The 10,954-nt window shown below is 40.9% G+C and carries 5 protein-coding genes; all 5 read left to right on the forward strand.

The window, feature by feature from the left end:
• The first annotated feature begins 484 nt into the window (after positions 1 to 484).
• Entirely contained in the window at positions 485 to 2,485 is a 2,001-nt protein-coding gene (locus AC805_RS04445) for a DUF4157 domain-containing protein (RefSeq protein WP_055074296.1), read from the forward strand.
• A gap of 53 nt (positions 2,486 to 2,538) precedes the next feature.
• On the forward strand, positions 2,539 to 4,839 hold the full coding sequence (locus tag AC805_RS04450) for a DUF4157 domain-containing protein (protein WP_055074297.1): 2,301 nt from the start codon (positions 2,539 to 2,541) through the stop codon (positions 4,837 to 4,839).
• A 384-nt stretch (positions 4,840 to 5,223) separates the two neighbouring features.
• Positions 5,224 to 7,863 carry a DUF4157 domain-containing protein gene (locus AC805_RS04455; protein ID WP_055074298.1) on the forward strand — a complete coding sequence of 880 codons (2,640 nt, stop codon included), beginning with the start codon at positions 5,224 to 5,226 and terminating at the stop codon, positions 7,861 to 7,863.
• Positions 7,864 to 7,966: 103 nt separating this feature from the next.
• Entirely contained in the window at positions 7,967 to 8,443 is a 477-nt protein-coding gene (locus AC805_RS04460) for a hypothetical protein (RefSeq protein WP_055074299.1), read from the forward strand.
• Positions 8,444 to 8,655: 212 nt separating this feature from the next.
• The gene (locus AC805_RS26710; protein ID WP_231662425.1) at positions 8,656 to 10,812 is read left to right on the forward strand and encodes a DUF4157 domain-containing protein; all 2,157 of its coding nucleotides are present in this window, start codon (positions 8,656 to 8,658) and stop codon (positions 10,810 to 10,812) included.
• The last annotated feature ends 142 nt before the right edge of the window (positions 10,813 to 10,954 follow it).

Genomic DNA, 10,954 nt, shown 5'->3' on the forward strand with positions numbered 1-10,954 from the left:
TATAGATAATTCAAATAAAAACTACAGCTTCGACTTCGCTCAGCTAGCTTACACCGAGGGCTGAGCGAAGTCGAAGCCCGTCTACAAGTTATTTAAAACGACTATACTTGCTGTGTCTGAGTAAGAAAATTTAGAGGTTAGTGACATGAAGCGTAAATACGATTACGAAAAAAAGCCTTCCTACTCTACGACTTCTATCTAAACGTATGGCGATTCAAGCCAAGCTGAGTATTGGTAAGCCAAATGATAAATATGAGCAGGAAGAAGATGAAGAATGCGCGGGGTGGTGGTCAGTCTCTAGATGCTAGCCAATAACTAAGCACAACCCTAAAATCTGTAGCAAACGCTGCACTTTCACTACAGATTAAAAAACAGATTAAGAAATATTTAAGCTGTAAGTAGGCATCTCAATTTAAATATGTAAGAATATTAGCCAAGGCAGAAATAATATGTTGTTCTACAAGTAAGTTTAGGGGTTAACTCTGTGAAGCGTATCTATGAAAAGTCCTATCAACCTGTAACCTCTCCTCAGCACACAACCCTAAATTTACAAACTAGAGGCTTTGCACCACCACAGACAGAATCCTCTACGGATGTTTCAGCCCCAAAACATTCAGACTATTCCGAAAATAAAACTGCAAACAGATCTGAAAATATATTAGAGAAACTAATCTCTGCCCCATCATCGGCATCGTCAGGTCAAGCAATCCAAAGAAAGCCCCATCATCGCTTAAGAGCTGCCTATGCCGAGCAGATGGCAATCCAAGCCAAGCTGAATATTGGCGAACCCAACGATAAGTATGAAAAAGAAGCCGATGCTACCGCCACCAAAGTCGTCCAACAAATTAATGCTCCCACTTCGAGCCAATCAATCCAAAAACAGGATACCTTAGGAACAGAAGAAGAAGGCATTCAAAGAAAACTTTCCTTTTCTAGAATCCAGCGAAGAGAATCGATCGCAGGATTACCCGTCAGATCCTTGCTCCAGAGGAGAGGAAACCTTGATGGAGGTGAAGCAGAACCCGATTTAGAAGCTTCCATTCAAACGGCAAGAGGGGGTGGACAATCCCTCGACCCTCATCTACAAACTAAGATGGGACAGGCGATGGGAGCAGATTTTAGTAGCGTGAGGGTGCATACGGATTCACGATCTGATCAGTTGAATAAGTCAATCCAAGCCAAAGCCTTTACGACGGGACGAGATGTATTCTTTCGGCAGGGAGCTTATAACCCCAGTAGCAAAGGTGGTCAGGAGTTGATTGCCCATGAGTTGACCCATGTCGTTCAGCAAAATGGCGCTCAAAATGTGGCAAATAGATCTACAAATAAATCTAAATTGTCGAGAAAACTAGAGCGATCGCAAGGGACTCAAGTTCCTGCTTCCCCGATTAAGGTTTCTTTGTCTAGTCTCAGTCACGATCAAACTATCCAAAGACTTAGCTTACATGACACTGACTGGAAGAAAGCTACAAGATTTAGAGCAAGTGAAGGGGGAGTTGGTGGAGTCATATTTGTGTCAGACAACAAATCCACGCTCGTTGTCAAGCCTAACGTTAGAGAGAAGGATGAGGAGATGATCGCGTCCCATCTCCACGGATCGATGGCATCAACCAAAAAAAATGATAGGGGAGGGAAGTGGAATATTGCGAATTTAGATAGGCGCTTTGCAATCCACAAAGATGTGGTCGGAATTCAAGCTCGAGCCTCTAACTTTATAAATGATTTAGATGCTCGCACTCAGACATTGTTGGGGGCTGTGGCGGTTAATACAACGATGATTCAAGAAGCAGCACAAGGAGTCAGCGGTTTCGGTGAACTAATGCAAGATCAAACACAGAATGGAGGTCATATTACATCTGCAAACGATCGCACATTTGGCAAAAAAGATAAGGTAAACAAAAACAGTCCTCTTAAACTTCTTACCCAAGATCCCTCCTTTGCCATAGCATTGGGTCGTCTTGCCGCAGCAGATATCTTCCTTGGAAACTTTGATCGGATTGTGGGATCGGCAAATCTTGATAACTTACTTATGAATATGTCTCAAGGAAAGATATATCCAATTGACAATGTCGATCCAGGGAGTAGGGTGAAGTTTACCGAACAAGTAGGTGCCCAAAAAATCACTCTGCAGAACTGGCTGAATCATCCTTTAGTCGCTATGTTCATTAATGCCAATTATGACGCAATTGCCGCAGAAGCATGGGATTCAGGTCATGTCACTACGAATACTCATATGAAATTTATTGATGAAATCATTACTGGAGAGAAAGTAGGTGCAAACCCAAGGGAATATAATGTAAATCCAAATGAAAGAGTCGCGGTTACAAATAAGCTAAACAATCACCTGCAGGTAATCATGGCTAACTTTGCGCAGGGGTTAGCGATCGGAAGAGCAGAGATAATACGTACTGGACCACTTCAGAATACAGGTCAGGTAAGTAATGATAGTGTAACGCTATACAACGATCGCTTAAACGCATTGTAATTGCTATATTACATTTAAGTATCTACTGACAAGCAAATTTAGGGGTTAATAACGTGAAGCGTATTTATGAAGAGTCCTATAAACCTGTAACTTCTCCTCAGCCCACAACCCTAAATTTGCAGGCTAGAGGCTTTGCCCCACTGGCGAAACGACTAGAGTCAGATGACTCAGCTCAAATACGGAGAAATTCACCGTCGGCAAATACATCGGCAAACAGATCTGAAAATATATTAGAGAAACTAATCTCTGCCCCATCATCGGCATCGTCAGATAAACCAATCCAAAGGAAGCCCCATCATCGCTTAAGAGCCGCCTATGCTGAGCGAATGGCAATCCAAGCCAAGCTGAATATTGGCGAACCCAACGATAAGTACGAAAAAGAAGCTGATGCTACCGCCACCAAAGTCGTCCAACAAATTAATGCTCCCACTTCGAGCCAATCAATCCAAAAACAGGATGCCCTAGGAACAGAAGAAGAAGGCATTCAAAGAAAACTTTCCTTTTCTAGAATCCAGCGAAGAGAATCGATCGCAGGATTACCCGTCAGATCCTTGCTCCAGAGGAGAGGAAACCTTGATGGAGGTGAAGCAGAACCCGATTTAGAAGCTTCCATTCAAACAGCGAGAGGCAGTGGACAAGCCCTCGACCCTCATCTACAAACTAAGATGGGACAGGCGATGGGAGCGGATTTTAGTGGCGTGAGGGTGCATACGGATTCTCGATCTGATCGGTTGAATAAGTCAATCCAAGCCAAAGCCTTTACGACGGGACGAGATGTATTCTTTCGGCAGGGAGCTTATAACCCCACTAGCAAAGGCGGTCAGGAGTTAATTGCCCATGAGTTGACCCATGTCGTTCAGCAAAATGCTGCTCAAGCCAAAAGAGATCGACCTACCATTCATAGAGCACCAAACCAGATTCAACGACTCATATCGAGAGAGGATTTTGTCCATCTAGCTGGTGCACCTAGCAGCAAGGCAAAGTTAGACTCTAGTGATTACACCAAAATTCTGCGATGTCTACAGGATTATGAAAGAGCCAATGGGGATGAACAAAAGAAGGATATTTGTAAAAGATTAGAGACACTATGCGAAAAATGGCTGACTGGACATACTAGGAAAGTTGTTAATCAAAATAAAAAGATAGAATATGCTGTTGATTCTGGCGAGGGACATAAAGTTTCCGATATCCGAAAAGCCACCTATATCTCAGGGTTACTTCAGGAAGTTCGCAACGAACTGGGAGTTAAAAATCAGAGGATAATAGAGAGCGAAACTCCATCTCAAATTATGGAGGACTTCCGAAAGAATAACGAGCAGTCACTAGATACGATCGCCAATCAAGAAGAATCAACTGCTGGTGCATCCAGTTATAAGTTGACTATCTTTGCCGCGATCGAAAACCCATATCTGATCGAATTTGCAAATAAACGTTTAGAACTGACCATCAAAAACAGAAAGAATCAATATAAAATCGTTGGGAAGAAACCTCAACTCTCAGGTGCACAAATTAAGAATAAAGCCGCCAAACAAGTACTTAAGGAGAAAGATGGGGAAAAATTTACCCAGATGGGAGAGGAAGAGAAACAAAAAGCAATCAAAAAGTTAGCTAGTGATTCGTCAGCAGTCGGACATACTTGGGTAAAATTAAACACCTATGACAAGGATCAGAAACCATTAACAGATCATAGTTTCGGCTTTTACCCAATGAAAGGTTATAACCGTCCCGAGTTAAGCGTACCTGGTAAGGTGGTCTATCCCGATCTCCTTCACCAAAACGATAAAGATCAACGAGCTTTAAGCTACGAAGTAAGTCAAAAGCAATACAATCAAGCCTTGACCTTAGCAAAGAGTCAAATGCAATCACCGCCTGAATATAAATTGATTGATTATAACTGCACGGTATTTGCCCAAAAGCTTGTTCAAGCGGCTGGGCAGCAATTTCCTAAAAATTCATTTATGACAATCCCCACAGGAGCAGTATCGGCGCTTACAGGCATTGGCAAAGATAAAGCTTTCAATCCCAATGCCTTGTATAAGAGTTTAGCGGCTAGGAATGATTCCCATATACCCACAGTCCAGCCCATTCAAACGGAGAACAAGCCTCGGACTATAGCCGCAAGATTAAAAGATTATTGCGATCTTTACAATGGTCAATTCACATTAACTGAAGCCATCACAGGCATGACAAATCAAGGGAAGTCGATGCAATTTAATAAAGATGAATTAATTAAAGTAACTGATGTCTTTGAGTTTGATGGAGAGGTTGAGATAGAGAGACAAAGACAATCTCAACGTTTTATAGCTAAAATCGATGTACTATATCCAGCGATCGCTGATCAACTTCCTGAATAATTATTTTCAGTAATACTCTAGAAATAGCTAGCAAATCAAAACTCCAAAGATGAGTGGCGGCGCAAAGCGCCGCCACTCATCTTTGGAGTTTTGATTTGCTATATAGTGCAAATATACAGTCCATGTGTTTCTGCACACATAGACTTATTAAGGTTTTATAGTTAAATAAAATATCAAAGGCAGTATATCCAAGATTATGGATATACGAGAGTTTTCCGATGGCTTAACAAAACTACTAATCTACGAATACTTGTAGTCTATATTGCAATTTCCCCTTAAAGAGTAGCAACTGTATAGGAATATTATGCAGTAATTCAATAGTTTCTACTCATTGTTGCTAATTCCTAAAAGTCAATAATATTTCTTTTACATATTATTTTACATATGAAAATTACAAAAGAAACTACAGTTCAAAATCAAAATTTAGCTAATTCTCCAAATTTAAATCTGCAAACCAGACCCTTTGCTAAACCTAACTCCGATCATTTAGATAACCTAAGTAAAGATGGCGAAAAGGAAAGTAGCCATAGAACTAATTTTTCGGAAAATTTACTTGAAAAATTAGTTTTCAACTCCAATACCGAGAAAAATGGGGCAATTCAGAGAAAACCTCAAAATCGCTTAAAGCTACCAATTAACGAAGGAATCAATAATTCCATTCAGGCAAAATTAAATATTGGCGAGCCCAATGATAAATATGAAAAAGAAGCAGATGAAACCGCCACAAAGGTCGTAGAGCAAATTAATTCCTATAACCAAGAAAATTCTGTCCAAAGACAAAATGATTCGATCGCTGAATCAACTCTGCCCACCCACATCTCTCCACTCCAAAGAAAGTTAAAAATAAAGGGAGATAATAATGATGGAAATATACAAACAAACACTTTAGTTCAGAAACGTGAAGCTCTTGGAGGAGGAGAAACATCCGCAGACTTAGAATCGTCAATTCAGAGGGCAAGAGGTAGCGGTCAATCTCTAAATCCTCACCTCCAAGAAACGATGGGACAAGCAATGGGAGCAGATTTTAGCGATGTCAAAGTACATACCGACTCTCAGTCCGATCGCTTAAATCAATCAATTCAGGCAAAAGCTTTTACCACGGGACAAGATGTTTTCTTTCGTCAAGGGGAGTACAACCCCAGTAGTAAATCTGGTCAGGAGTTAATTGCCCATGAGTTAACCCATGTGGTGCAACAAAATGGCAATAGATTGCGGCGCAAACCTCTGCCTAATTCTAGTCAGGTGAGCCAAATCCAAGCTGCTCCTACCAATCAAGTGCAAAGATTGTGGAATAAAAAGACGTTTCGCGAACATACCAAAGATGGAATCTTGGATAGAAGAGGGGAAACTATCAAAAGTATCGAGCAATTGATAGATGAGTATGGCAAACTCAATCCCTACAGCACCAAGGACTTAAAGTCGACACAAGATCTTGCTAAAGAAATCCGCGAACATGTCAATAACTGGATACAGGATCATACTGGAGATAAATCTAGAAGTACTCGTATGGTTGGGATGCAAAAATTTCTTACACACCTTGATACAGAAGAAATCCCGAAGCTAAATAAAATCGAGCAAGATATTCTTGACAAAAGAAATACGACAGCAGGGACTCTAGAGCTTGAAGACAGTCAACGAACGGGAAAAATTGACGCAATCAAGAAGAAATATGAAGGTAGTGCTAAATCTTCTCTAGAAAAGGTGGGCTGGCTCATCGATGCCTCAGTGCCCAATCCTGGAGACAAGAGCAAATTAGAGATTGAACTGAAGATTCCATGCGATCCTTCAGGAATGGGCTTTGTAGGAATGCACCTCGTCTGTCAGAGCGAACGCAAGAAAGTAAAGGAACTGAACACAAGATGTGAATTGACAGTAACTGGAGGTGCTAAATTTGCAGGGCTTGCCGAACTAAAGGCTGAAATTGGAGGATACTTCGAGTCCCAAGCCGCAGATAGTAGTAAGGTTATGCAGTTAGTATCCTATGCCATCTATCGTCGATTTGTCGAATCGAAAGTATTACCTGTGGAAATGTCTAACTATATGTGGGGTGGAACTACCAGTAGTGTAGGATACAAACGGGCTGAAAAGTGGGCAGGCAACGTTGAGAAAGAAGTTTTTGGCAAGGATGATAAAGCCTATGTCGAAACGGGGCTAGTTGGGGCGATAACCGCTCAGGGAGGGATTAAAGATGTTGGTGGTGTTGGCTTAGGTGGGAAACTGGCTGTCAAGGGTTCAGGGGGAACCAGATACGACCAAAAAGGAGTTAAGGAAGGTAAAAAACGCTTGCTTCAAAATCAAGGGGGCGGCGGTTTGGGCGATTCCTATTCCTATTCTGGGCGGGGAGATGCTCAAGAAAGTATTGGTCGAAGAGTTTATCAATTGGAACCAAGCTTTGAGGCGACCTGTGCCATGTTTAAAATGAATGGGAAAGCCAAGTTTGTCTGGTTAGGCGATCCTTCTAAGGAAAAAGATTTAAAAGCCAAACTTGATGAATGGTCTATTGAATGCGCTGGACAGGTTTCAATACCAATCCACCAAGGGGTGCTAGGAGGAATGCCTGCCCTTTTAGGCGGTATGGTTAATTCGGTGGGTCAATCCGTAAGAAGAGCGGCAGCGTCTGAGTCTGGCTCTAAATCAAAGGGGCAAATACTTGGCTTATTATTGGGTATGTCTGAAGATACAGCGATCGCAGGTGCTCAGGTGTTCGGCGCTCCTGCCACTCAATTTACTGTATTTAAACCTGGAAAATCCCTAAATGACCAAATGGGATTAGCGGGTAGCAAGGGTGAAATTGGCGTTAAGATTGGATTTAAATACAAGAAAAAACCTGCAGATGATAAGGGTGAAATTGAGATTTCCCTTGACTATACTAAGAGTGGACAACTCATGTATGTAGATAAGATATTAGCTGCACAACAAAATGCTGTTGATATGCTAACCGTCAAACAAGAAAGCTTTAGCAGACTTGCCACGTTCAAAAGAGATAAAACAGGAAACTGGGCTTGGAATCCAGAATTAGATTAATCTAAGTTAACTACTAGTTTAACTGCTAGAAAATTTTTATACTTTTTCATGCATTTTTATACTCTTAAGCGATTAAGCGATCGCCTTTATACCAACATCCATCATGAAAACTTTCCACCATCCCCTTGAGCTTAAATTACAATTTCACGACCCTGAAGGCACTCCAATCACCCTGCAAGTAATAGATTTGAGCGCCGATTTCCTTGATGAAATTATCACTAGATGTGTACTAACATTTAGTATGAGTACAGAAATTTACCAATATGTAGATACCCATGAATTATTTAATCTCTATACTGACGTGCGCGGTCAGCTATTTGGTGGAGAGTTTAAGCCTAACCTAAATGTTGAAATTGAGGCAAAGCTAGATCCATCATTTATATTTGATATTGCTACTAAAGTTAAAACAATTGAAGCATTATCAGAACATATCCAAAGGATTAATCAAAATCATCCCAATGATATGCTCCTCAATACCGAAAGCTGGTTTGCTCTAAATGTCAAGCAATTAGTAGAGTTACCGCCAGAATTTGGGGAAGGGAGTCTTAAAGTTGGCTATAGTACTTCTTGGGGAGACTAGGTAACGCTTCAATAATAAACATAAATTTCACAAACATTAATTCATTGATTTTTCGCAAAATCAAGCAGAATAAATAAAGAACGGTAAATATTTAAGTTGCGTATTGTCATTTCAATTTAAATATGTGAAGCTTATTTTTGAGAAATAATTATGTTATTTTTTACAATTATTTTTTAGTTAATTTTTACGGTTAAATTTAGGAGGCTGAAGCAATGAAGCATACTTATGAAGAGTCTCATAAACCTATAACTTCAGCTAAATCAACAAACCTAAATTTACAAACTAGAGACTTCTCTCAACCGCAGACTGATGAGGATATTCCGAAGCAAACAATAAAAAATTCGGGAAATATATTAGGGAAAGTAATTTTTTCGCCAAAATCTGAATTTTCTCCTACATCAATCCAGAGAAAAACGAAGAATCCTTTAAGAGCTGTTTCTGATCTGCATACTTCTATGCCGATTCAGGCGAAGTTGAATATTGGTGAACCCAATGATAAGTACGAGAAAGAAGCAGATGACACTGCATCAAAGGTAGTACAACAGATCAATTCGCCAAAGCAGGCTAAACCTGTCCAAAAACAAGAGTCAATGCAAAAAGGGGATGAGAAACTGCGAAGGAAGCCCTTGGTGCAGAGACGTGAAAATATTGGTGGTGGTGAAGCATCACTTGATTTAGAGTCATCAATTCAAAATGCAAGGGGGCGCGGTCAGTCTCTAGATCCTCATCTCCAAAGCAAAATGGGGCAAGCAATGGGTGCAGATTTTAGTAGTGTCAAAGTACATACAGATACCCAATCCGATCACTTAAATAAATCTATTCAAGCTAAAGCATTTACAACGGGTCAAGATGTATTCTTTCGGCAAGGGGCATACGATCCGAGTAGTCGAAGCGGGCAGGAGTTGATCGCCCACGAGTTGACCCATGTGATACAACAGGGCGCACCTGTCAGACGCAAGTTAAACATTTCTAAAATGGAACAGACTAGTTTGTTGACTAATGATTCAACTTCAACAAACACATCTCCTGTAAATACTTCTATTCAGAGATTGATGACTGCTAAAGATTTTAAAAAAATAACTTATTCTCGCTTTCATCAAAGGAAAAGAATTGCAGCGATAGATGAATGTCTAAAAAAAATAGAACAGAGTGGAGCAGATAGCATTCTGCTATCTGAATTGTTAAATGTGATCGATGTGTGGCTAAATGTTGCTGATGAGGATAGTGAAAGAAGGTCAGGGGTTGAAAAATTGCGCCTTGAAGTTGTTGGAGAAATCGCAAAAATTGGTGAATCTCTCAGCAATGAAATGGATCCTGATGAAATGCCTACAACCCGAGAAAGGCGTGGAGCCATGTCTGCCGAAGTAACTGGTGCTGGCAAGACATATAGTGGTGATTTTAGTGATTTTGATAGCAAGCAATTTCGAGTGTCGGGACGTGCGCCCAATCGTCGCATCGAAGAGGTAAAACGTAAAAAGATGAGAAATGGCAAGGTTGTCTACTATGCAATGGGACTTGTCACTGGATTTAATGGGAAAGCAGCGATGATTGCGCCCTATCCAGAACCTATATCTTTAGGAGATTGGTATCCTCAAGTTACGCACATCAATGGTATGGCAGTTGCGCCCAAGTCAGGAATTTTAAGTGCTGCGGCTTTACAAGAGTCAGTTAATAAAGCACTAGATGGACAAAATGATGCAGCTTTAGGTCAAGATGCTGTGGATGTTCTCTATACCTATAGTGCGCAAAGGGGAGGAACAGTTGGTGATTTGATCGATTGTATCAAAGGCAAAGTGGAAGTAAGGGATAAAGCAACGGAAAAACAGGAAGAAATTATGCTTGACGCTGTCCATCGGCAAAAAAGAGTTACCGTATCAGCTCATAGCCGTGGGACAATCAAAACTGACAATGCTGTAAGAGCAGTGCATAAAATTTTAGCTCAAGAATTTATCCCCATTGTTCAACAATCTGCGGACAATGTAAGAAGAGTACAGGCATATTGCCAATATGCCTATGAAGAGGCAGGGATTTTACCTGATGCGATGGCGGCACAATGTTATAAGGTTCTTGCCGCCGAGAAAGCCAAAGAAGACATGAACAGCTATGTACAGTTAATTTACGCAGGTAATGCCGTGCAGCATCCTTCTAGATTTATTGATATTAGTATCTATGTTGGCGGGATGGATCCTGTCAGTATGTTTGTTGGAACCTACAGTGAAATTGGTCGCAAGGTTGATGCATTTATCGGTACAGGCGGTTCAGAAAATTCAAAGCTGCACAGTGTCGGCAAAGGTAAAGGACATGGCTTTGTAGGTAACTATATACCTGATGTTAGTCAAGAAATTGCAAGTGACATCACAAAACGTTAGAGTCTAAGCTCTGCCTTATTTGGCTATTATAGCTGCCGCCAGTTTTGTTAGGACAAAATCAAAACCCCAAAGAGAGTTGCCGCGCTCCGCGCGGCAACTCTCTTTGGGGTTTTATGTCCTCATACAGTTGGCGGCAGCTATA

This window comes from Pseudanabaena sp. 'Roaring Creek', from assembly GCF_001402795.1.
GTDB lineage: Bacteria > Cyanobacteriota > Cyanobacteriia > Pseudanabaenales > Pseudanabaenaceae > Pseudanabaena.

Bases quoted from the DNA above. Each gene is read 5' to 3' on its own strand.
- AC805_RS04455 (WP_055074298.1), top strand. From the start codon at position 5,224: ATGAAAATTACAAAAGAAACTACAGTTCAAAATCAAAATTTAGCTAAT.
- AC805_RS04460 (WP_055074299.1), top strand. From the start codon at position 7,967: ATGAAAACTTTCCACCATCCCCTTGAGCTTAAATTACAATTTCACGAC.
- AC805_RS26710 (WP_231662425.1), top strand. From the start codon at position 8,656: ATGAAGCATACTTATGAAGAGTCTCATAAACCTATAACTTCAGCTAAA.